Annotated in this window: 21 protein-coding genes; 14 read left to right on the forward strand and 7 right to left on the reverse strand. The window is 31.2% G+C overall.

Annotated features, from left to right (window positions below; genetic code table 11):
• Positions 1-26 precede the first annotated feature (26 nt).
• The 6 genes from CLRAG_RS19110 to CLRAG_RS19135 all read right to left on the reverse strand — a co-directional run bounded on the left by CLRAG_RS19110 (position 27) and on the right by CLRAG_RS19135 (position 6,372).
• On the reverse strand, positions 27-1,586 hold the full coding sequence (locus CLRAG_RS19110; RefSeq protein ID WP_065079854.1) for a cell wall-binding repeat-containing protein: 1,560 nt from the start codon (positions 1,584-1,586) through the stop codon (positions 27-29).
• 159 nt (positions 1,587-1,745) lie between these two features.
• The gene (locus CLRAG_RS19115) at positions 1,746-2,441 is read right to left on the reverse strand and encodes a response regulator transcription factor (RefSeq protein ID WP_065079911.1); all 696 of its coding nucleotides are present in this window, start codon (positions 2,439-2,441) and stop codon (positions 1,746-1,748) included.
• Positions 2,419-3,549 (reverse strand): sensor histidine kinase, encoded by a 1,131-nt coding sequence (locus CLRAG_RS19120; RefSeq protein WP_065079855.1) that lies wholly within the window; start codon positions 3,547-3,549, stop codon positions 2,419-2,421. The genes CLRAG_RS19115 and CLRAG_RS19120 overlap by 23 nt, the downstream gene beginning before the upstream one ends.
• A gap of 9 nt (positions 3,550-3,558) precedes the next feature.
• Positions 3,559-4,311, reverse strand: coding sequence for an ABC transporter permease (locus CLRAG_RS19125; protein ID WP_065079856.1), 753 nt, complete (start codon positions 4,309-4,311; stop codon positions 3,559-3,561).
• Positions 4,298-5,023: an ABC transporter ATP-binding protein gene (locus CLRAG_RS19130; protein ID WP_065079857.1), complete on the reverse strand. Its 726-nt coding sequence runs from the start codon at positions 5,021-5,023 to the stop codon at positions 4,298-4,300. Before CLRAG_RS19130 ends, CLRAG_RS19125 begins: the two co-directional genes overlap by 14 nt.
• Positions 5,024-5,118: 95 nt before the next feature.
• Positions 5,119-6,372: a hypothetical protein gene (locus CLRAG_RS19135; RefSeq protein WP_065079858.1), complete on the reverse strand. Its 1,254-nt coding sequence runs from the start codon at positions 6,370-6,372 to the stop codon at positions 5,119-5,121.
• Between the two features lie 359 nt (positions 6,373-6,731).
• On the opposite strand from CLRAG_RS19135, the gene CLRAG_RS19140 reads away from it, so the two are divergent.
• From CLRAG_RS19140 to CLRAG_RS19150, 3 genes are all read left to right on the forward strand, one after another.
• Positions 6,732-7,868: a TolC family protein gene (locus CLRAG_RS19140; RefSeq protein ID WP_065079859.1), complete on the forward strand. Its 1,137-nt coding sequence runs from the start codon at positions 6,732-6,734 to the stop codon at positions 7,866-7,868.
• 32 nt (positions 7,869-7,900) lie between these two features.
• Positions 7,901-9,043 (forward strand): TolC family protein, encoded by a 1,143-nt coding sequence (locus CLRAG_RS19145; RefSeq protein WP_065079860.1) that lies wholly within the window; start codon positions 7,901-7,903, stop codon positions 9,041-9,043.
• Positions 9,044-9,192: 149 nt separating this feature from the next.
• Positions 9,193-9,600 (forward strand): hypothetical protein, encoded by a 408-nt coding sequence (locus tag CLRAG_RS19150; protein ID WP_083985805.1) that lies wholly within the window; start codon positions 9,193-9,195, stop codon positions 9,598-9,600.
• A gap of 348 nt (positions 9,601-9,948) precedes the next feature.
• Here the strand turns inward: CLRAG_RS19150 and CLRAG_RS19155 are convergent, their stop codons facing one another.
• Positions 9,949-11,706: a WG repeat-containing protein gene (locus CLRAG_RS19155; RefSeq protein WP_065079862.1), complete on the reverse strand. Its 1,758-nt coding sequence runs from the start codon at positions 11,704-11,706 to the stop codon at positions 9,949-9,951.
• 236 nt (positions 11,707-11,942) lie between these two features.
• Between CLRAG_RS19155 and CLRAG_RS19160 the strand changes: the two genes are divergently transcribed.
• From CLRAG_RS19160 to CLRAG_RS19210, 11 genes are all read left to right on the forward strand, one after another.
• The gene (locus CLRAG_RS19160; RefSeq protein WP_065079863.1) at positions 11,943-12,815 is read left to right on the forward strand and encodes an SLAP domain-containing protein; all 873 of its coding nucleotides are present in this window, start codon (positions 11,943-11,945) and stop codon (positions 12,813-12,815) included.
• Positions 12,816-13,001: 186 nt separating this feature from the next.
• Positions 13,002-14,798 (forward strand): cell wall-binding repeat-containing protein, encoded by a 1,797-nt coding sequence (locus CLRAG_RS19165; RefSeq protein WP_065079864.1) that lies wholly within the window; start codon positions 13,002-13,004, stop codon positions 14,796-14,798.
• A gap of 184 nt (positions 14,799-14,982) precedes the next feature.
• Entirely contained in the window at positions 14,983-16,317 is a 1,335-nt protein-coding gene (locus CLRAG_RS19170; RefSeq protein WP_065079865.1) for a cell wall-binding repeat-containing protein, read from the forward strand.
• Positions 16,318-16,454: 137 nt separating this feature from the next.
• Positions 16,455-17,498: a DUF2140 domain-containing protein gene (locus tag CLRAG_RS19175; RefSeq protein ID WP_065079866.1), complete on the forward strand. Its 1,044-nt coding sequence runs from the start codon at positions 16,455-16,457 to the stop codon at positions 17,496-17,498.
• A gap of 30 nt (positions 17,499-17,528) precedes the next feature.
• A complete protein-coding gene (locus CLRAG_RS19180; protein WP_065079867.1) occupies positions 17,529-18,212 on the forward strand; it encodes a YveK family protein in 684 nt (227 codons plus the stop codon).
• Positions 18,213-18,314: 102 nt separating this feature from the next.
• Positions 18,315-19,082, forward strand: coding sequence for a tyrosine-protein phosphatase (locus tag CLRAG_RS19185; RefSeq protein WP_065079868.1), 768 nt, complete (start codon positions 18,315-18,317; stop codon positions 19,080-19,082).
• 38 nt (positions 19,083-19,120) lie between these two features.
• Positions 19,121-19,843 carry a CpsD/CapB family tyrosine-protein kinase gene (locus CLRAG_RS19190; RefSeq protein ID WP_065079869.1) on the forward strand — a complete coding sequence of 241 codons (723 nt, stop codon included), beginning with the start codon at positions 19,121-19,123 and terminating at the stop codon, positions 19,841-19,843.
• Between the two features lie 120 nt (positions 19,844-19,963).
• A complete protein-coding gene (locus tag CLRAG_RS19195) occupies positions 19,964-20,191 on the forward strand; it encodes a DUF1659 domain-containing protein (protein WP_065079870.1) in 228 nt (75 codons plus the stop codon).
• A 59-nt stretch (positions 20,192-20,250) separates the two neighbouring features.
• Positions 20,251-20,469 carry a DUF2922 domain-containing protein gene (locus tag CLRAG_RS19200; protein ID WP_065079871.1) on the forward strand — a complete coding sequence of 73 codons (219 nt, stop codon included), beginning with the start codon at positions 20,251-20,253 and terminating at the stop codon, positions 20,467-20,469.
• 238 nt (positions 20,470-20,707) lie between these two features.
• On the forward strand, positions 20,708-21,331 hold the full coding sequence (locus tag CLRAG_RS19205) for an RNA polymerase sigma factor (RefSeq protein ID WP_065079872.1): 624 nt from the start codon (positions 20,708-20,710) through the stop codon (positions 21,329-21,331).
• 19 nt (positions 21,332-21,350) lie between these two features.
• Positions 21,351-21,932 (forward strand): sigma-70 family RNA polymerase sigma factor, encoded by a 582-nt coding sequence (locus tag CLRAG_RS19210; RefSeq protein ID WP_065079873.1) that lies wholly within the window; start codon positions 21,351-21,353, stop codon positions 21,930-21,932.
• The last annotated feature ends 482 nt before the right edge of the window (positions 21,933-22,414 follow it).

The raw sequence follows: 22,414 nt of genomic DNA on the forward strand, positions 1-22,414 counted from the left end.
GATGTCATGGGATAACCTTTTTTTAATTACTGCTGCTGATAACTTGTTAAAGCATTTCCGAGTCTTGTATCTAAATCATCTATTCCCTTATTTCCATTTTCAATATTGGAAATACTATTTCCGTCACTACCAATATTTTCAAGTTCATCAGTGGATTTCTCTAATTTGTCTATATCCATATTGTCCAGTGCATCTTTCATTTCAGTAAATATGTTCAGACAACTAGTCGTATATTTCATAGTTATGTCTACATAATTAATTTGCGTATTTATATTACTTAGGTACTGGTTATTGTAAGTTTCTAACCCGCTAGGCACTGAAAGGTTTGAAACGTCACTTTTAAGTGTTGTAAGATCGCTTTTGTAAGAGGATAAATAAGAATTACCTTGATTGAACAAAGTAATTAATTGTTCTATATCTGATGATAACTCCTGTGCTGTTGATGCAGAGGTAATAGCTACTCTTATATCAGTTGTTTTATTATATATATCTTCCATCTGTGTTGAAACAGTGCTTGTCTTATCTTCGTAGGAATCACAGTAGCCTTTTAAAGCAGTTATATAGTCTATTTCGGTTTTAGGTATTAATGAAGTAGGTTTCAGCAAGTATTCTACTGATAAATCTACAGAATTAAATCCTCCTAAAAGGAATATGTCCTTATATCCTTTTTCATCTATATAGCTTTTTTGTTTTGATATGTCCCTGCCATCTGTCAACATTATAGGTGCGCTTAATTTAGAAGCTAGTGCACTTCCTGACAGTGCATCTGGAAAATTTGCACCATTTGCTAATACGGTTGAATTTGAATTTGAATTAAAGTACTTGCATATATTTAATGATGTATCGTATCTAGTTTCTCCACCAATTCTTACTATATTACTATCCGTTAAGGATGGCTGAAGACTTTTTACCTCATTTACTACACTGTCACTTACAGAACTTTGTCCACCTATTACAAATATTTTGGATGGTTGTATGCTGGAAATAACATCTTTATTGCTTTCAGAAAGCTTTCCGTTATCTATCATAAATATAGGATATTTGTTACATGCGGCTACACTTGATACACTGAGGGCATCTGCAAATCCCCATCCATTTGTAATTACCATAGGGGTACCTTTTTGAACATTCATGGAATTAATTATTGATTTGTTGGTTTCAAACCTGTTGCCACCGCCGAATCGTGTCACATTTCCATAGCCAAGTCCTTTTATATAGCTTACAAAATCATCACTTACAGAAGAAGTACCTCCTAATATGTAGATATTTCCGCTCTTGCTTAAATGGTTTTGTATGTAATCTACTGCATTTGAAGAATTTTTAAAGTCATCATTTAATAAAAGTATTGGCGCATTGTATATTTTTGACAGTACACTTCCACCTAGAGCATCAGGAAAATTATTTCCACTGGCTATTATTACACTTTGAACTGTTCCGTTTTCAAAATTATTTGCAATATTTTCTGAAGTTTCATATCTGTTGTTCCCTGCAAGTCGTGTTACATTATACGTAGTTTTAGCATAGGTAGTATTTGACATACCCAATACTATAGCCGCTGCTGCAGCTATTCCTAGTATTTTCTTCACTATCCTTCCATCTCCCTTTAAAGTATATATACTTTAATTCTAACATAAAGTTACAAAAAAACCTACAAGAAAAATTTGACTAGATTTGTAATGGAGGGAATTGGAAGTAAGATATTCATTTAATGGTAGAGCCTAACTGTTAAATAAACAAGTCCAAAATCATACTCGAAGTCTGTATCCAGCACCCCATACAGTTTCAATGTACTGGGGATTTGAAGGCGAGGATTCTATTTTTTCTCTTATTCGCCCTATATGTACAGTAACAGTGGAAGTATCACCTATTGCATCTAATCCCCAAATTTTTTCAAATAAATCTTCCTTACTAAAAACTCTATTGGGGTTCTGAGCCAAAAATGATAGTATTTCAAATTCCTTTTGAGCTAAATTTACTTCTTTACCATTTACAAAAACTTGTCTACAATCTTGATTTATTTCCAAACCTCTTATAGTAATATTATTATTTTTTGAAGGCTTAACAAATTTACCTTTTATTTTTTCATAATTTTTAATGTGAGATTTGATTCTTGCAACTAGTTCACTTGGGCTAAAGGGTTTAGTTATATAATCGTCGGCACCGAGAGTTAATCCTTTTATTTTATCAATTTCTTCTTTTTTTGCAGAAACTAGCAGTACAGGAATTTCTTTTTCTTCCTGTATACTATGTAAAATACTAAAACCATCTATTTGAGGGAGCATTATATCTAAAATTAATAGATCAAATTTGTTTTCTTTAAAATTATTTAAACCTTCTATTCCATCAGTACATATTACAACTTCAAAGTTTTCAAGTTCCAAATAGTCTCTTATGAGTTCAGCAATGCTTAAATCATCTTCAATTATTAAAATCTTTTTCATCATAAATTATCTGCCTTTCATGCAATTTAGGTAATGATATAGTTATGCTTGTACCGCTGCCTTCTTCACTTGCAGCCCATATGTTACCTTTATGGCCTTCAACAATTTGTTTAGCAATTGCAAGCCCGAGACCACTGCCTTTAGTTCCTGTTCTTGCAGAATCTGTTCTATAAAACCTGTCAAATATTTTATCTATATGATTTTTGTCTATTCCACAGCCAGTATCCCTTATTTCAATTATTATACTTGCATTATTTTCCCTAAGGTCAATTAGGATGCTTTTATTTTTAGTATCACCCATATATTTCTTAGAATTATTGATAATATTAAGTATAACTCTCATAAATCTTTCACGGTCAATCATCACATATTTAGATTGATTCAAGTTATTTTTAAGAGAAATAGTTATATCAAATTTATTTAGTTCAAAAGAACATTCTTGAGTGCAGTCTGTAAAGTAGTTAACTATATCAGTTTTTTCAAAGTTAAAGGGTATTTGATTTAAATCAAGCTTTGAGTATAAAAGCAGGTCGTCAATCATCTTGTCGATTTGCTGTGATTTAGAGTATATTGTTCTTAAATAGTGTTGAAGTTTTTCAGGAGTATTTGCCACCCCATCTAAAATTCCTTCAACATATCCTTTTATGGATGTAATTGGAGTTTTTAAGTCATGTGATATACTTGAAACTAGCATTTTTCTGTTATCATCATATTTCATTTTCATATGTATAGAATTTTTCAATTGTATTCTCATTTTTTCAAAATCAGAACATAGATCTTTTATTTCACTATCACCATCTTCAACAATTTCAAAGTTCAAATCTCCATGACTGATTTCTGAAGTTGCCTTTTTTAAACATGCTATAGGAGTAAGTATTCTCCTTGAAAATAAATAGGAAATAATAATATTTGCTATTATAAAAGAAAATATAAAAGTGCCTGCTATGGTTATAATAAAGATTTTAAATAAATTACTGTCATATCCTATGTTTGTATTTAAAAATTTTGAACAAACAACTATAAATATAAATGCAGTTAAAGTTGTAACAATAAATGGTGTTATAAGTGTTATATTGTTATAAATTATGAGACGTTTTTTAATATCCATTTTCTCACCTTAAAAATCTTTTTTATCAAATAAGTAATAACTTCCTGTAAAGAATAGTATATCATAGCTTAACATCATCATAAATTCACAAAATATTTTGTAAAGAGAAAGTTTATTCATAATCCATAATTTGTACCAGTCAAACATACTTGTAAAAAATAATCCTGAGTACTTGTAAAAAATAATACTTAAGAATTTGAATATGATAAAAATTAAAATGGATAAAAAGAATACACTTATACCATTCTTAAAAATATTTACTAAAAATACAATAATTAATGAAAAAGTAATCATAGGAAATAATGTTATTAAATAAGAAAGAATTATTCTAGAAAAACTTAACAAACTTATTGTATTTGAATTAAAGATGAAACCTGCTGTCATTGAAAAAATCATTACAAAAATGAGATTTGATAATATAAATACAATTATGGCCGTTAGTTTTGCAGTAAATAACTTTAACCTTGTAATTGGTCTTGTGAGAGAGAGCTTTATTGTGTTATGTGAAAATTCTCCTGAGAAGCTGTCTATTGTAATCAAAACAGTAAACAATGGAAGAATAATATTTGCTATAATGGACAGCACTAGTATTGGAAATTCCATGTTTGAAACTCCCATAAGTCCAAAGCCATTTCTCATTGCAATAATTACTATTTGACCTAGGACAATGACTATAAACGACATTACGGCAGAAACTAGTATCTTTTTCTTTTTATACAATCTTTCAATTTCATTGATTAGAGCAGCTTTAAATTCCATCATTTCTATTTACCTCGCTAACAAAGTAGTTTTCAAGTGAAACATAGTTTTTTAAAATGTTTTTAGTAGTATCAACATTAACTAAGGTGCCATTATATAATAAACCTATTTTACTGCAGGTCATTTCAATATCATGTATGAGATGGCTTGATATAAAAAATGTAGTTTGGTAACTTTGAGTCATATCTTTTATAATATTTCTTATATCAATCATTCCTTCTATGTCAAGACCGTTTAATGGTTCATCTAAAATAATCACTTTAGGATTTGATAAAATTGCAGCGGCAATTCCAAGTCTTTGCTTCATTCCAAGAGAAAATTTTTTAGTTTTTTCATTTTTATATTTTGAAAGACCAAGTAAATTTAAAACTTCATCAATTCTTGAATTGTCTACATTCTCATAATACCTGGAAGCTTGTTTTAGATTTTCAAATGCAGTTAAATACTCATAGGAATTAGCAGTTTCTATGATGCAGGACACATTTTCCATTGCTTTTTGGAAATCATCTACAATACTATGATCAAAAATTTTTACATCTCCACTGTCTGGTTTTATAAGTCCAGTCATAATTTTCATAGTAGTTGATTTGCCAGCTCCATTAGGCCCTAGAAACCCAAAAATATCACCCTTATTTATTTTTAAGTTTATATTACGTATACCTCTATCATTTTTGTATAGCTTGGTTAAATTATTTATTTCAATAACTGTTTCCAATTTATAGTCCTCCTCGTATATTCAGAAAATATGCTGACAAAATTCAAAAGTTAAGTCTGTCAGCATATCTATCTATATGATCAAATTTTACTTAATCAGTTAAATACTTTATTAAATGTAGGGTTTGAAATATCTTCATTACTTACATTAAAGTTTACATTGGCAGAATCAGGAGAAATATATATATTTCCCTTAATAACATTACCGGAAGATGAAGTATTAAAAGATGCTGAAGTATTATCTTTTTCGAAATTACCCTCGAAATTAAAGCTTTTTGCATTGGAAGAGTAATCTTTATATCCGTCTAAATATTCTTCATAGTATTTTCCTTTTACATGTTTACTATCTATTTCTTGAATTTCTATAAATCTTTCACCTATTTTTTCAAATTTAGAATCTTTTTCTATTGTAATATCATTTTTGTACTTACCAAGGTATGCAGTTGGATTAGATAATTTAGTATAGTCTTTTTCAGTACTTTCCTCTACTTTTTTACCAGAAAGATCTGGCTTATTTACTATTGTAGAATTAACATCTTTAATTTTTAGGGATAATTCAAAAACCAAAAGGTGGCTGTTTCCGCTGTTGTCTTTTCCAGAAATTGCTCCAGAGGCAAGTACACTTTGTATTGAACCATCCTTGTCTGTAATTATTTTTGCTTCAACGTTTTTAACAAATACGTCCTTTGAAATTTGAGGAAGCTTTGTAGTTGATGTGTTTAAGTGTGAAGTTTGCCTAATTTGATTATTTATATCCTGCTTTAATTTAAAAGATGTTACTGCATTTATAAGTGAAGGAATTTGATTTTCACTTAAGGAAGTAGATAGTTCTCTTGTGCCATCAGTTTTCGCAGCTACCGAAATGGAGTCCTTTAAATTTCCAATAGCAGTATCTACTATTTTTTCAATATCAGAGGTTTGACTTTCCTTAAATGGATTTGAAAGAAATGAATTGGTTTTATCTTTATCAGTTATGTTAGTTACATGATAGATATTGCTATCTGCAGTATTATGGGCTATAGCAACATTTTTATCTTTGTAATATAGTTCTTCTGATTTAGTTGTTCCATTATTTATCTCGCTTGTGTTTTCTATAGATTTTTTAGATGCGTCGTATTTATTCAATATGTTTCTAGAATATATAACTGCACCATTATCCCTCATTACAAATGAACTATCTACAGTAAAGCTTGAAAATTTATCTGTGCAGTTTTCTGCAGTGTGTTTGAGAGAATCTTTAAGTTCATCATATCCACTTTTTGAATTGACTTCAGCAAATGCTGTAGTTGCAAACATAAGTGTTCCAATAGTAAAACTTATAAGCATTGCTGCTTTTTTATTCATTTTCATTTTGTATTACTCCTTTATAATTAAATTATGAAAGACTTTCATAATTTAATTATAAATGGAGTGTATCTAATTTATATAAATCAAATATAAACAAAGTATAAACTTATCAATGAATCTTACTTAGTGGGAGTTTTGTTTCTCCCACTAAGTTTAGATGAATTATCTAGGGGCGTAGCTACTGTTATCTCCCACTTTGATAGAAGTGGGAGTGTTACAGTAGGTAGCCATCAGATACAATTTTAAACAAAACCGTAGGTTAACTTTACCATGGAAATATAAATATAATTGTGATAGAATTAGTTATCATTGAAATATTATATTTTGGAAGAAAATAATTTAATATATGGAAGGAGGAAAAAATGAATAAAATTAAAATATTAGCTTTCACAGCTGCACTAACTCTTTGTACAAGCACTGTAGCTTTTGCTGGAGGAAATACCCTAGATATTGACAGCTTGATTAATACTGCTGTGGAAAACTCCTACGATGTTAAAAGTGCAGATATTTCGATAAAACAAGCACAGAATTCTTATCAAAGTGACCTGAAAAATGCAGCTTCTTATGACGATCAAATGGATCAAGGTAGTGGAAGCTTAAGTCGATATGATATATTAAGCTTTATGCAGAAAATAAGCAATCCTCCCCAAGAGGACAAGTTTTCTGAATATAAATACGGACAAATAAAAATTGCAGCTGAAAATCAGGTAAAATTATCTGCTTACAGTCAATACACAACCATTATGAATGACAAAGATGCAGTAGATTTGGAAAATCAAAAATTTAAAAATGCCCAAGAACAATATGATAGTGCTAAACTTAAACTGAGCCTTGGGGTTATATCTTCTTCAGATGAGAAAAAAGCTGAATCAGATTATACAGCAGAAAAAAATCAATTGAGAAAAGCCGAGAGGCAGTATAATTCAGATATTCAAGGTATAAATAAAATTGCAGGAATTGATATATACACACAATATGATGTACTTCTTAAAGATAAACTTACGGAATCACCTTATATAAGAAGTTATAGTGACTATTTAAATGATGCTCTTAAAAATAGGGCAGAAATTTTAATTGGACAAAAAAACATAGAACTACAGAAATTTGAGTATGATGTTGCAAAAGGAGTGTTCCCTGATAAGCAAAGTGTTCCAAATAGACTTGCTCAGGCTAATGTAGACAATGTCACAGATAACTTAGAAATTCAAAAATTGAACATAACTTCGGAGATAAATAGTTTGTATAATGACCTTCAAGTTAAGACTAGGATACTTGGATCGAAAAAGGATGCCTTGAATTTAGTGCAGACCAATTATAATACCGCCCGAATAAAGTATAATGTGGGGGTACTTAGTAGGATAGATTTTGATACTCAGGCTGCTAATTTAAAGAGTGCACAAAATGATTTGAAATCTGCAGAGAGAAGTATATGGATGGCACAGACTAAGTTGGAATTAGCTTGTGGAGCAGGAAGTGATACTTCAAAGCTCTCTAATTAATTAGAGGTTTTCATATTGAAGGGAGGAAAAAAATGAAAAATAAACTAAGTATAGCAATTGGATTAACATTAGCTTTAAGTGCAAGTAGTACATGTTTTGCAGCAAATAATAGTACTATAACACCTGTAAATAGCATTACTGGTAATGCAACTTTAAGTTTGGATCAGGTGCTTAATGACATAGAAAAAAATAGCGTATCTATTCAAACTAAAGGACAAAAGATACTTTTATATCAGAGGCAATTTGACAGGGATAATATGAATGCAGCTGTTATAAATAATAGTGGAACAAATCAGGCTAATTATCCAAATGGACAATATGTAAATATAAAGCTTGTTACAGATGTAATTCCAAAGGCAGATGAACAGAATATAAAAGATGCAAAACATGATAAGGATGATTCACTGCAGAATCTTAAATTTTCTACAGAGCAGCAATATCTAAGTGCTCTTACTAATCAAGACCAAATAAATACAATTAATGATCAGATAAAAAATGTTGAGGAACAAATTGCCCAGACCAAGGTAAAAATAGCAAATGGGCAACTTACAAATAATGATCTGCAATCTTTACTAGTTCAAGAAAGTCAGCTTCAAGCTTCTTTAAACCAGCCCAAAGCGCAGCTTCAACAAAATTTATTATCTATTAAGCAGACTATAAATATGGATCTTGATGGGGATTTGACTCTGGTTCCAGCGGAAAAGTCTTTTGTAAAATATGATGACAGCAATATAGAAGATAAGATTAATAAGGCTGTGGATAATAATTATAATATAGGGAAGATAAATAACAATCTGGATATATTGAGAATAAAGGAAGGTATATATAAGAAGTATTCTTATAATGATGCGTCAGGTGAGGTAAGCACAGGACTGAGTATTGAAGATCTTGAAAATAGCCGTACAAATACTATATTAACCATTAAAACTAATTTATGGAATGGATACTATGGATTAAAAGGTTTAGAGGACACTGTAGAAACTGAACAAGCAAAAGTAGCAAGTGCTCAGTCAACTTACGATACTGTAGAAGCAAAAGTTCAGCAAGGAGTTGCCATACAGCTTCAAGCGGATTCTGCAGCTCTTGCACTTAAAAGTGAAAAAATTAATTTAAAAAATGCCATAAACAATTATATGGTGACAGTAGAGCAATTTGAATATAACTTAACACAGTAATTTTATAAAATAAGACTATGCTAGATAGTATTTAGCATAGTTTTATTTTTGTAGAAAATTAAATTTTTATTAAAATAAATAGAAATACTATAAAATTGAATCATATATGATAAAATGAGATTTGAAATAATTATATGGAGAGTGATAATGTGAAATACAATTTTAAAAAATTAGGAATACTTGCCTTAATATTAATACTGCTTATATCTCTATCGGGATGTTCTTTTGGAAAACAATCTTCCCAAAATGACGCTGCAAAAAGTACGACAGAAAAACAGAAGGAAGTAGCAAAACAGAAAGAAGCAGCTAAGATAACAACAGACACTGATAAAACAGCCCAGCTTAAAAAGGAAAAATCTATATTTAATGGCCAAGTATATGTACAAAATAACAAAGCCATAGCTACAATGGTAATTAAAAGTGGAGTTAGTGACAAAGAAGCTAAAGATCTTGCACAGAAGTATGCACAGGATTTAAAGAAAAAATATAAAAACATGGAAGTTAGAGTTATGGCTGTAAGAGACAATAAAAATGTAGTTAACTTGACTGTAAAGTAATGCAATATAATATAATGTAATATAAGGTTTTTAACTTAATATAAAAAAGTTGCGAATCAATATTTCTAATTAATAGTTAAGAATGAAGAATTAATAGTTAATGTGGATTTTTTTCCGTTACACTACAAAAAATCTTTGATTAAGATTTTCATCACCCGTTTCGCTAAAGCGAAACATTGCTGATTTATATAAATTTAAAGATTTTTTGCGACAGCTAAAAATCATCCTTCACTATTAATTCTTCATTATTAATTCTTAACTTACGAAGCTTTGCTTCGCAATTTTTTTATTTTTAGCAGCACAGCGGAAAAACACCCACCTTAACTGTCAACTCGAAAAAATTCCATACTAGTTATCTAATACTTGAAATTTCATTTCTGTAACATTAGGTTTTAATTTGTTTCCTGATATATCCTGTATATTATACTTACCATTGCTTAGAACTGTAATGGTATATATTTCTCCAGGGGTATAGCCATTAGAAGGTGGATTTATCACTATAGTATCAGGGCCTTCAAAAGTAAAGGAAACATTTGCGTATTTTTTGCTGCTGTCAGTAACACTAATATTGTCTGTCATGGTCATATCTATGTCATTTAAAACTGTATCGTCTTTGTTTGAAAGAGTGTGTCTTCCATCTATGGCTTTAGAAAATTTTATCTTCCAGGTTTTAAAAGGATTATTTATAGCAGTGCTTGGTATGGATTTTATACCTGGATTTTTTATTATATTACATTTGCCATCTTTTACAGCAAGGGAACAGCCGTCATTAAAACCGGAGGCACTATCAAAATCATAAGAGATAAAAGTGGAGCCGAGTCTGTCAATGTAACCCCATTTTATATACTCTTTCTTAAGCTCTGAATCATCAGAACTTTCAACAGAAGAAGAACCAGTATTTTTCTTTACCGCAGCATATCCTTCATTAAAATCTGAAGCATTTTCAAATATAGGATCTATCACCACATCACCTTTGGAGTTTATAAATCCATATTTTCCATTCTTATCTATTCTTGCCATACCGTCCTTGAAAGCATATACTTTGTCAAATTGAGATTCGTGAGTTAGTTCTCCTTTAGTATCTATGAAACCATACTGATCCTGGGAACATACAATAGCTTTTCCTTCCTGAAAAGTGTCTATCCAGCTAAATTGAGGATGAACAATTATTTTACCTGTAGGGTCAATAAGACCATATTGGCCGTTTTGGACTATTTGACACATTCCATCATCTGCAGGTATTATGCTGTCATAATTTAAATCTAGAATCAAGTTCCCTTTTTTATCTATGGCACCACGTTTGTCTCCACTTGATACTTTTATTAAATTACTGTTTAAATATGATATGTCAGTGTATTTAGGTTCTAAAACTATTTTTCCACTCATATCTGAAAGACCCCAGTGTTTATCCTTTTTAACAGGAATAAGTCCTAGAATAGGAGATTTTAATTCATCAAAATTAAAGGATTTGAAATTACCGGATTTGTCTATAAGTCCCCAGGTACTTACTTCTTCCACAGCAGCATATCCATCGTTAAAATCATAGGCATTGGCATAATTACATCCAGAAAGTAAAGTGCCGTCACTTTTTAAAAATCCATAACTACTGCCTTTTCTAACTCTCATAAGTCCGTTATAGAATCCATAAACTGCATCGTACTGTGGTTCAGTTACAATTTTCCCGGAACTATTTATTAAACCCCATTTGGAATTTTGTTTTACAGCAGCTAGTCCATTTGTGAAGAAGTTTGAAACTTCTTCAAATTGTGGCTCTACGACAATGGATCCATTTTCATTGACAAATCCAAATTTAGAACCCTTGGCAACTTTTGCATACCCGTTTTTAAAGGAAGATATGGAGGTGAATTCCGCTGGTAGTTTTATACTACCATCTTTACTAATCAACCCATAAAAATTGTTATTTTGAAATTTCGCAAGGTTTCCTTCAAAGGCATATACATTGGCACAGGACATGTTCAAATCCGTAATTGAATAATTTAAGTTGTTTGATGCTGACACTTTTGGCGAGTTTAAAGTAAATCCAGTGCTAGATAAGAGTATAAAAGTGAATATTAAGCTTAAATATTTTTTAGAGACTTTTTTCAAAGTTCTTTCCTCCTTAAATATATTTTTAGCTTATTATACCATTTATATTATGGTATTAAAATTAAGATCAATAAAATTTATCCGCTTGCAATTTACTTATGGAAAAGTTACCATAGTTTTACTAGTAATTGAAAATTGACAACTTAAAATGGTAATGATATATTTAACTAAGATATTATTAAAATGAATAAAAACTATTTAATATATGATTTATTATATGAATTTGGAGGTATAATATGGTTAAAAAAGCACAGAAAAATAGGGCACAGGGCGGTGAAGAATATGTTTCAACAGTTCTTTCACTTTTAGATGAAGAAGAAAATGTAGTTTCAGATGTGCAAAAAGAGATTTTTGAAGATGAAATAAAAGAATTGCCACCTATAAAAGAGGGACAACTTAATGTATCAGGTATATATGCTTATGATGTAGGAGACAAGCTTGAAGTTAAAATATATGTAAGAAATGGTCTTTCAGATAAATTGAATTTAAAGAGGATACCTTTTGTAATTAAGAACTCTAAAGGAGATATTCTGGCAGCACAGCAATTCAATTTAGCTTGTCTTGGAGAACTGCCACCTCATTCTGCAAGACCTATAAAACTTTATTTTGACAAAAAAAATGTTAAAGTAGACAAGATACCTCAGGATGACTGGCAGGTTGCCTTAAATGGAGAATTTAATGTTAGCTCTACTGTAAGACCTATATATGAAGGCCTTCCTGAAGGAATAAGCGATGAAGACAAGCTGGTTTTTAATAAGTTTTTAGCTGAACTTCCTGAAATGGAAGAAGGAGAGTTTAGTATATCAACTTTTAGCATTGGAATTCAAACAAATGGGAATATTTTAGTAACTGCTGTTATGAGAAATGCTTCAAATCAGCCTATTACTATAAGCAAAATGCCTATGACTGTACTGGATGCTAAGAAGAGAGCTGTTAAATCTGAAAGTTTTGAATTGAAAGATTTTACAGTAAGTCCTTATAGGGCAAAGATATGTAATTTTGCATTTCCTACAGATGTACATCCAGAACAAAATCAAGCTCTAGATGGATGGTCTGTGGCATATAAGCTGGTTAAGATAAACGGTAAGGTCAATGTAAAAAGAAAATAATTTTTACATTGACCTATAGAAAATTGTAAATTGTACGAATATAAATATGTGTATAATTTTTGCATAACATTCAAAAAATATATATTTGAACTATAATGTATATGTAACAAATTGTAAAGTAATGAATTACTCAATGTTGTGTTAAATAATTTATGAAGAAATATATAATAATTGGAGGGATTATTTATGCAGAAAAAGAGCAAAAAGGTTCTGTCAGCCTGCAGTATAGCATCTTTACTTGTGACGACTACGGCAGTTTCCACAGGCGTAAAGGCTGCAGATTCTGGTGTGAACAGAGTAGGTGGGGCTAACAGATATGCAACAGCTGCAAAGGTGGCTCAATCAGGATGGAGCTCATCAGATTATGCAATAGTGGCAAATGGAGAAGGTTATGCAGATGCACTTTGTGCTACACCTCTTGCAAAAGCTAATAATGCGCCAGTGCTTTTGACTACAGGTGACAGCAGTAATACTTTAGAGCAAAATACATTAGACGAGCTTGAAAGATTAAAAGTAAAACATGTAATTGTAATTGGAGGAGCAGGAGTAGTACCTGACAGCGTTTTAAATAGCATAAAAGGAAAAGTAACTGATGTAGAAAGAATAGGTGGACAAGACAGATATGAAACTTCTGCAAAGATAGCAGAAAAGCTTGGAACACCTACAAAGGCAGTTATTGCCAGCGGCGAAGGCTATGCAGATGCCCTTTCAGCAGGTCCTGCTGCAGCTATAAATGGAATGCCTATACTTTTAAGTAGAGCAGGTAGTTTACCAGATACAATATCAAACTATCTTAAAGCACATTCACAAATAACTCAAACTTATGTAATAGGTGGTACAGCTTCTATAGGTGATTCTATTTTAAATTCACTTCCATCAGCAAAAAGATTGGGTGGACAAACTAGATTTGATACAAATGTAGCTGTACTCAGAGAATTTGCTTCAAGTTTTAATTTCAGCAATATCTATGCAGCTCTTGGAGAAGGATCTTTAGGTAACGAATTTGCAGATGCACTTACAGGTGGAGCACTTGCTGCTAAACTAAGGAACCCTCTTGTAATAACAGGAAAGACAATAAGCTCTGCTACTTCAAGCTTCCTTAAGGAAAAGGGATTTACAAATAGTACTCTTACGGTATTAGGAGGAACAGCTAATATACCTGATTCAGTTGCCAGTGACATTAAAGGTGATATGGGAAGCTCATCAACACCAAACAATGGTGGAAGCAGCGGTGGATCAAGCAGTAGTAGTGGAACAAATGTAACTTTTGACCGTGTAAAATCAAATACAAATTATACAGATGTAGTAAGTAGATTAAATGGTGGAAACCTTACAAATAAATATTTTACAATAGTAGACGATAAAGATAATGCTATAAATGTAGAGTTGAAACAAAATTATACAACTGCTAAAGAAATATTTGATAAAGCACAGGCAAAATATAATGAAACAAAAAATATTAATACTGATCAAATAGCAAAAGATGTTGAAGAATTTAACAAGAAATTAACTAGTGCATACAGCAGTTTAAATGGAAATAATGGAATTAAAGCAAATGATAAAAACTTGCAGGATATAATAAAAAATTCAGGATCCAAGTACATTAATCCAGCAGATGGAACTTTGGAAGCAAGTGCAATTGTAGATGAAATAAATAAAAAAGCAGGAACTTATACAGGAGATGAAGATGCGTTTAAAGACTTTAAAGCTGACTTAACAAATAAAGTAACAACTTATTTCAAAAATCACCCATCAAAAAATTCAGAAACTGTTACAGTAACTGCTGCTGGATATGAAATAAATAGGGTACAAAAAGGCAGTGATCAGTTGTATAGTGCCAATTCTACACCAGAAAAAGCTGCACAAGATTTAATTGATTTTGTACTACCTAGCACTAATGCTACAGGAAACTACTATATATACTTAAATAACGGAGATTATATTTTAGTAAATGTTGCACTTCAAAGTAGTAGCCAGGTATAAAAACTGAAAACTTTAATAAAACTCAGGCCTAAAACCTGAGTTTTATTAATAAGTATAAATATAATAGAAAATCTTAAAATTACCACAACATGTAAAACAATAGTGGTAGACAAAATAAAGTTTAAGACTTACTATTAAATTGTGAATTGAATAATGAATTGTGCATTGAATAAGGGGGATACTTATGTTACGAAGAAATAAAATAATTTCAAAATTAATACTTGGTGTTTTTCTTGCGTCTTCTACAGTATTTGCTGCAGGGCAAAATGTGTTTGCAGCATCTAGTAGATTATGGGGACAAGATAGATATGCAACTTCTACTGACGTATCTAAAAATAGTTGGGCATCTTCTGACTACGTAATACTTGCCAGTGGTGAAGGCTATGCAGATGCACTCTGTGCAGCACCTGTTGCAAAAAAATACAATGCACCTATACTCTTGACTGGAAGCAAAGAGTTAAATGAAGGTGTGAAAAGCGAAATAACAAGACTTAAGGCAACTCATGTAATAGAAATAGGTGGAGAAGCCTCTATTTCAAGTGATATAGAAAATGAGTTGAAGTCCATGAAACTTAATGTACAGCGTTTAGGAGGACAAAATAGATTTGAAACTTCTGTAGTTGTGGCAAATTCTCTGGAGAATGTTACTAAAGTAGTTGTAACTTCAGGATATGGATTTGCAGATGCCCTGTCCATTGCACCTATAGCTGCAGAGCAGGGTATGCCTATACTTTTGACGGGAAAGGACTCACTGTCTGATGCTGTACAGAATTATATAAATCAGAATAAGGGTTCTATAAAGAACTCCTATGTAATAGGTGGACAAGGAGTTATAAGCGACAGTGCTATTTCAGGACTGCCTGCAGTTGCTAGAATAAGCGGTCAAAATAGATTTGATACCAATGTAAAGGTATTGTCTTATTTTAAAAGTAGTATTGACTTTAGTAATTTATACGTAGTTAAAGCAGATGGGCCTACTGGAAATGAATTTGCAGATGCTCTTTCTGGATCTGCAGCTGCAGCTAAAACATCTTCACCTATAATTTTGACTTACAACACACTTTATTCTGGAATGGAAGACTTTATAAAATCAAATGTGCCTAAAACTGCAAGTGTTACAGCTATTGGTGGAACTGGAGCAGTTCCTGATAGTTTGGTAAATACCATGGATCAGGTTGTGTCTGGAACCAGTACACAAAATCCTTTGCCAAGTGGAGGAGGGTCATCTTCTTCTGATGATGCCAATTTGATTTCAGTATTGAGTAAACTTAAATCTATGGATACTTCTAAATTAGACACTAACCAAAAGACTATAGTTTCAGATATTATAACTGCCTTAGACAAATACGAGGCAGATTCAAATTATAACTATAATACAGACGCTCAGAATGTAAAACAACTTTATAATAACCTTACACATGATGAAAAGAGCAGCCTTCAGACTGCTGTGGTAAATGCAGGGGTAAGTATTTCAGAAGGCATTACACTTGCTAGTAAATTTGGATTATATCAGAAATAAATTTGGATTATAAAGTTTTAATTTACATCAATTAAATAAAATTCTTTTGTAAATAAGTTATCTTTAAATATGTTATAATAAGTGATGTATTTAAGGATAACTTATTAAATCATTTTTAAATTTTAGGAGAAAACAGTATGGGTAAATTGAAAAGTAGAAAAAAACCGGTGATTTTAATTATAATTGCCTTATTGGTTGTGGCAGTAGTAGTCTTTGCCAAACTTGTTTTTTGGAATTCGTCCTACAGTTCACCTAAATATAAGTTTTCAGCGGATCTTTTGACAAAAGTATTAAAAGCTCAGGAGAGCGGTGGAACTGCAGAACTTTCAAAAGATGAGGTAAATGGAGTTATATCCCTTTATTTTAAGCAGTATAAAACTAGTGACCTTGTAGTAAAGTCAGTGGAAGCAGATTTTAAAGACGATAAGATGGTATTTTTTGCACCTGTTACCTATAAAAATTTTAATCTATTGTTGTCATCTCAAGGGGATGTTTCTTTTGAAAAGGGAAAGATAATATATAACCCTGAATACTTTAAGTTAGGTAAGATTACTTTACCAAAGTCCTATGTATTAAAGAAATTACAACCTAAGTTGAAAAATGGAGTATCCCTTGAAGGAGATTCCATAACTATTAGTACTAGTGGACTTCCAATAAGCATTAAGAATATAAATGTAAAAGATCAGAAACTTTTAGTAACTCTTGAAAAGAAACAGCTTAATATTGAAGATATGCTTAAAGGTAAAATAAGTAGTTCATTACAAAATTTTATAAAAAATTTTTCTAATGTAAAGAATTTAGATTCCTCTACGAAAACTAATAATGGAAATGCAGATACGAAAATAGAGGATAGCAGTGATCAATCAAGCAGTAGTAATACAGGCAGCAGCAAAACCCCTGTATCACAGGAAAGACAACAGGCCTTAAATAGGTTATCAAGTGGTCTTAATGCGGCTTCAGGTGCTGTAAGTACGGGAGGACAAAAAGCAGTTATATCACAGATGGCGTCTATCGTAAATAATATGAAAGATTCTTCATACAATCCTTATTCCGCAGAAGGTAGCGTTAGAGCTGCCTATAATAAATTGTCTTCTCAAGAAAAAGCTGAACTAAAAGCTGCTATAGGTTCTAATGTAGACTCATCTGCTGTAAGTATATTAAGTAGTATGATAGGAAATTAATTTACGCCAAATTCAAGGAGGAATATCTTAATGGAAGAAGAAACAACGCTAGATCTTAGAGACTTTTATTATATATTGAAAAAGAGACTTAAACTCATAGTACTAGTAACGATAGCTTGCACTTTACTGGCTGGAATTTTAAGCTTTTTTGTAATAAAACCAACTTACCAAGCAGGAACTACTATAATAGTTGGAAAACCTCAAAACACCCAAAAATCTAATACCCAATATAATGATGTTATGATGTATCAAAATTTGGTAAAGACCTATGCACAAATTGCAGGATCAAATGCTGTTATGGAAAGTGCTTCTAATAAGATGAATGGCTCCGTAAGTGCAGGTCAACTTAAAAATATTATTACAGTTACACCACAGCAGGGTACACAAATTTTAGAAATAAAAGGACAGAGCAAAGATCCATCCCAGGCTGTAAATATGGTAAATGCAGTATCAAATTCTTTTATAGCTGAGTCCAAAAGAGTATTTCCAACAGGTGGAGACATACAGATTATGGATAAACCTCAATTCCCAGATAAACCGGTAAAGCCTAAAAAAGTGCTTAATATGGCAATTGCATTCCTTATTGGACTCATGGGATCTATTGGATTTTGTTTTATGCTGGAATACATGGACAATACTATAAAGACAGAAGAAGATGTAAATAAAACTTTGGGAATGCCTGTAATAGGGATAATACCAAAAGGCAACATGTAAATAATTAATAATTAATAATTAATAATTAATAATTAATAGTTAATAGTTAGTTGAGAGTTGAGAGTTGAGAGTTGAAAGTTGTGCATTGAAAAGGGGTATAGCATGATAGATATACACAGTCATATACTTCCGGGTATAGATGATGGATCAAAATCCATGGAAGATACTATGAATATGCTTAGGCTTACAGAAGAAGATGGGGTGGAAACTATAGCCGCAACCCCTCATTTTTATAAAGGATATTATGAAAACAGCTATAAAGATGTGCTTGAATTAGTAGACAAGGTGAGGAATGAAGCTAAGCAGGAGAATATATGTGTAAATATTGTTTCAGCCCAGGAAGTGTTTTTGGATAGGCATACTGTTGAAAACTTTAAGTCAGGGGAAATAGGATGTATTGAAGGAACTAATTACATGTTGGTAGAGCTTCCAATGATGAATGTACCCAAAAATGCCCTGGATATTATATATGAACTTGAAATAAGAGGTGTGCATCCAATTTTAGCTCATCCTGAAAGGTATAAGTATATTATAGACACACCTTCTAAAATAAATGAATTTATGAATGAAAAATGTTTACTTCAAGTAAATACAGGAAGTGTTTTAGGTCTCTTTGGAAAAAAGGTAAAAAAAACTGCAGAACTTCTCATAGAAAGTGGAGTGTGCAGCTTTATAGCTTCAGATGCCCATTCTACAGGAGGAAGGTGCCCGGGTATCAGTAAAGCTTTAGAAGAAGCTTTACGATTTAACAAGGATATAGAAGAACAAGTACTAGATAATTGCAAAAAAATGCTGAAAAATGAAATAATACAGCTGCCAGAGGAAAGAATAAAAGAGAGAAAGGGTATTTTTAGTTTCTTTAGAAGATAGATAAAGGTACCATATGATAGATAAATGGAGTGAAGACAATGGAAAAACCAGATATAATCACTGTAAAAAATCCTAAAGATCCTATTGCCGAAGCTTATAGGACACTTAGAACCAATATTCAGTTCTCTTCTTTTGATAAGAAGATACAGACTATAATGCTCACCAGTTCAGGGCCTGGAGAAGGAAAATCAACTACTTGCTCAAATTTGGCAGTAGTTATGGCAGAGTCAGGCTCAAAAACAATTATAATAGATTGTGACCAAAGAAAACCTAGGCTTCACAAGATATTTTTGACTTCAAATGAAATTGGATTGTCAGATGTTTTGGCTGGAAAAGTTGAGTTTGAGGACGCTGTAAAGGAAACAGGTGTAGAAAACCTTAACCTGTTAACTTCCGGTACCAGACCGCCTAATCCATCAGAGCTTTTGGGATCAAAGAAAATGGAAAACTTTTTACAGGACTTGAAGGAAAAATATGAATACATAATAATAGATACGCCTCCGGTAGTCGCAGTAACAGATGCCCAGCTTTTGTCCCGTTATGCAGATGGATGCCTGCTTGTAATAGCATCTTCCCAGGTAGAAAAGGAAGCAGCAGTAAAGGCTAAGGAATTACTTGTAAAGGTAAATGCCAATGTAATAGGAGTAGTTTTAAATAAGCTGGAGATAAAGGAAAAAGGTTACTACGGCTATTACTACCATTATTATTATGGCAGTGATGGAACTAAAATTAAAAAGAAAAAGAAGAAGACAAAAAAATAACATATTTTTAAAAAGTGGTTGGAATTCTAAGCTAGATATTCTAACCATTTTATTTTTTTGAAAAAATTTTGCCTGTTTTTTTAAAGCTGCATATATACTACTTGAAAGGGGTTGATAAACATGGCTGTAAAGTCAACAATATTACAAACTTCATTAATACTAAAGTATAAGGATGGTTTAGACGCAAAAGGAAAAGAGGTAATTAAACAACAGAGATTTTCAAACATCAAGACAACTGCTGCAGACCAGGATATCTACGATGTTGCAAAGGAAATAGAAAAGCTTCTTGGAAAAACATTAAATGAACTTGTAAAACAAGATCAGAATGCCATAACAGTAACTGCTTAAACTTAAAATTGTGAACTGTGAAATTTGAAATGTGAATTGAAAAGAAGGGTGGGAAAAATATGAGTAAATCATTAGTTATGAGTTTCTTTAATGAGCAAGGCAAAAAAACTTCCATAAAAGTTCAAAATGTAAAAGAGGGCATCACAGACCTGGAAGTAAAAAATGCTATGACTGCAATTATTGCAAAAAACGTATTTACTTCAAAAAGTGGAGATTTAAAATCCATAGATGCAGCACATATTTTAGATAGTTCAACTACAGAACTTGAGGTAAAATAGGCATAGGTAAGTAAAAAGCAGCGGATTTAGGCTAGTGTTGTCTAAATCCGCTGTTTCTAGTTTATTACAAAAAGTTGGATAAAAAGTGTTACTTTTATGGATAAAATGTGGTCTTATATAGTAGAGGTATATATTCTCATATTTAGCTTAATTTACATAGTATACATTCTAATTATAAATGATATAGATGTTATGTTGTAAAGATTACCTTTGAAAATACTGTATTGGGGGAATGGCTATGGAAAATGACATCCACCTGAAGGAGCTTATAAAGGGAGTTAAAAATGGAGAACCTTACTGGATAGCTAGACTAGAAACACGTTTTATAAAAATTATAAAAGAACTTTATGATGAAAAGATGTTTAAACACTGTGGAAGTATTTATGAAGAAGATGTGATAAATAAATGTATTTACAAAATGATTGTATACTGTGAAAAATTCAGGGGAAGCACCTGGAGTGAATTTACAAGCTACAACAAAAAGATAATAAGCAGTGTCATAGTAAATGCTATAAATAGTACTTCTAAAGTAAAAAATATTACACTAAATTTAGAAAACGATTTCACCAAAGAAAATGCAATGGACTATATGTGTATTAGGCGTAAAGAAAGCATGACTATGGAAGATGCGATATTAAATAAAATTATTTTAGAGGAAATGCTTGAATATCTTAATGGACAATTAAATGAAAAAGAAAGAAAAACTATGTATTTAATTATTAACTATGACAATTTGAAGGAATATTCTAGAAAAAACAATTGCAATTATGGTGCACTTAAGCAAAGAGTGTATAGGCTCAGGAAAAAGTTGAACAAGCTTAGAAAGAACTATTACTTAAAAATCGGACTTGATGAAATTTGAAAATTAGGAGGATAAAAGTATGGAAAATCTACAGCTTGAAATTTTACTTGAAAGAGCCCAAAGCGGAGACAAAAATGCAGTAGAGGATATATGCATCAAATTCAATGGTATGGTAATTAATATGGCAAAATGTACTTATATAAAAGGATATGATATGGAGGACTTGATACAGGAAGGGCGATGTTCTGTTATAAAAGCAATTGGAATGTATGATATAAATTCTAAATATCCATTTGCCGCCTATGTGAAAAGTTCTGTTAAAAAGAATTTCTATAACATGATAAGAAGCAATATAAGGAAAGTAAGCTGCTGCAGCCTTTACAGCAAAAATGAGGAAGGGTGCGAGTTCATAAATATGATAGCTTCAGATGAAAATATTGAAGAGGATTTGATAAAAAGAAAGCTCATAATTCAGTTGAATAAAGCTATGGACAAGCTTCCTGAGGATAAAAGGGATTTAATAGATTGGTACTATATTCAAGATAAAAGCTTAAATAAGTATGCTGAAAAAGAGAGGATCTCTTATAGGACTGCGGTATATAGGAAGAGAAAAGCCCTGGAGAGTTTAAAAAAATATATAGAGTTTCTAAGCAAAAAATAAACTTATGCTCCGAATATTTTTAAAACCGCAAGTACGATTAAATATTTTGATAAGTCTAATCAGAAAATTTATAAAAACCTAAGGGTTTTTGAAAACTCGTACCTCAAACAATTCAAAAACCCTAAGCTTTTTAATAAATTTTCTATTAAGACTTATATACAAAATATTTAAATGTACTTGCTTATTGTAAAATATTTCTACGCATAAGCTTATTTTTAAGTTAGAAGGCGTTATATAGAGTTTTTAAAATATCGTACTAAGACTTATACAAAAAGTTTTTAAATGTGCTTTCAAGTTTCAATTAGAAAGTCTAAAGGAAAAGTTGAAGCGTCTGGCAAATCCAGACGCTATTTTTTTATTTTAAATACAAATTATGTTAAAAAAGCAGGATAATATGACAAGGTTTTTAAAAATAATGTATTAGAAATTGTCTATTTTTAATTTTAGTAAAGTTAAAATTAAAGATGGATTTTTTTCTTGAA

It is taken from the genome of Clostridium ragsdalei P11 (assembly GCF_001675165.1).
In the GTDB taxonomy this organism is placed as follows: Bacteria; Bacillota; Clostridia; order Clostridiales; family Clostridiaceae; genus Clostridium_B; species Clostridium_B ragsdalei.

Excerpts from the sequence above, each read along its gene's own strand:
- CLRAG_RS19115 (WP_065079911.1), bottom strand. The coding sequence starts at position 2,441 with ATGAAAAAGATTTTAATAATTGAAGATGATTTAAGCATTGCTGAACTC.
- CLRAG_RS19120 (WP_065079855.1), bottom strand. The coding sequence starts at position 3,549 with ATGGATATTAAAAAACGTCTCATAATTTATAACAATATAACACTTATA.
- CLRAG_RS19125 (WP_065079856.1), bottom strand. The coding sequence starts at position 4,311 with ATGATGGAATTTAAAGCTGCTCTAATCAATGAAATTGAAAGATTGTAT.
- CLRAG_RS19135 (WP_065079858.1), bottom strand. The coding sequence starts at position 6,372 with ATGAAAATGAATAAAAAAGCAGCAATGCTTATAAGTTTTACTATTGGA.
- CLRAG_RS19140 (WP_065079859.1), top strand. The coding sequence starts at position 6,732 with ATGAATAAAATTAAAATATTAGCTTTCACAGCTGCACTAACTCTTTGT.
- CLRAG_RS19145 (WP_065079860.1), top strand. The coding sequence starts at position 7,901 with ATGAAAAATAAACTAAGTATAGCAATTGGATTAACATTAGCTTTAAGT.
- CLRAG_RS19160 (WP_065079863.1), top strand. The coding sequence starts at position 11,943 with ATGGTTAAAAAAGCACAGAAAAATAGGGCACAGGGCGGTGAAGAATAT.
- CLRAG_RS19165 (WP_065079864.1), top strand. The coding sequence starts at position 13,002 with ATGCAGAAAAAGAGCAAAAAGGTTCTGTCAGCCTGCAGTATAGCATCT.
- CLRAG_RS19170 (WP_065079865.1), top strand. The coding sequence starts at position 14,983 with ATGTTACGAAGAAATAAAATAATTTCAAAATTAATACTTGGTGTTTTT.
- CLRAG_RS19175 (WP_065079866.1), top strand. The coding sequence starts at position 16,455 with ATGGGTAAATTGAAAAGTAGAAAAAAACCGGTGATTTTAATTATAATT.
- CLRAG_RS19180 (WP_065079867.1), top strand. The coding sequence starts at position 17,529 with ATGGAAGAAGAAACAACGCTAGATCTTAGAGACTTTTATTATATATTG.
- CLRAG_RS19185 (WP_065079868.1), top strand. The coding sequence starts at position 18,315 with ATGATAGATATACACAGTCATATACTTCCGGGTATAGATGATGGATCA.
- CLRAG_RS19190 (WP_065079869.1), top strand. The coding sequence starts at position 19,121 with ATGGAAAAACCAGATATAATCACTGTAAAAAATCCTAAAGATCCTATT.
- CLRAG_RS19195 (WP_065079870.1), top strand. The coding sequence starts at position 19,964 with ATGGCTGTAAAGTCAACAATATTACAAACTTCATTAATACTAAAGTAT.
- CLRAG_RS19200 (WP_065079871.1), top strand. The coding sequence starts at position 20,251 with ATGAGTAAATCATTAGTTATGAGTTTCTTTAATGAGCAAGGCAAAAAA.
- CLRAG_RS19205 (WP_065079872.1), top strand. The coding sequence starts at position 20,708 with ATGGAAAATGACATCCACCTGAAGGAGCTTATAAAGGGAGTTAAAAAT.
- CLRAG_RS19210 (WP_065079873.1), top strand. The coding sequence starts at position 21,351 with ATGGAAAATCTACAGCTTGAAATTTTACTTGAAAGAGCCCAAAGCGGA.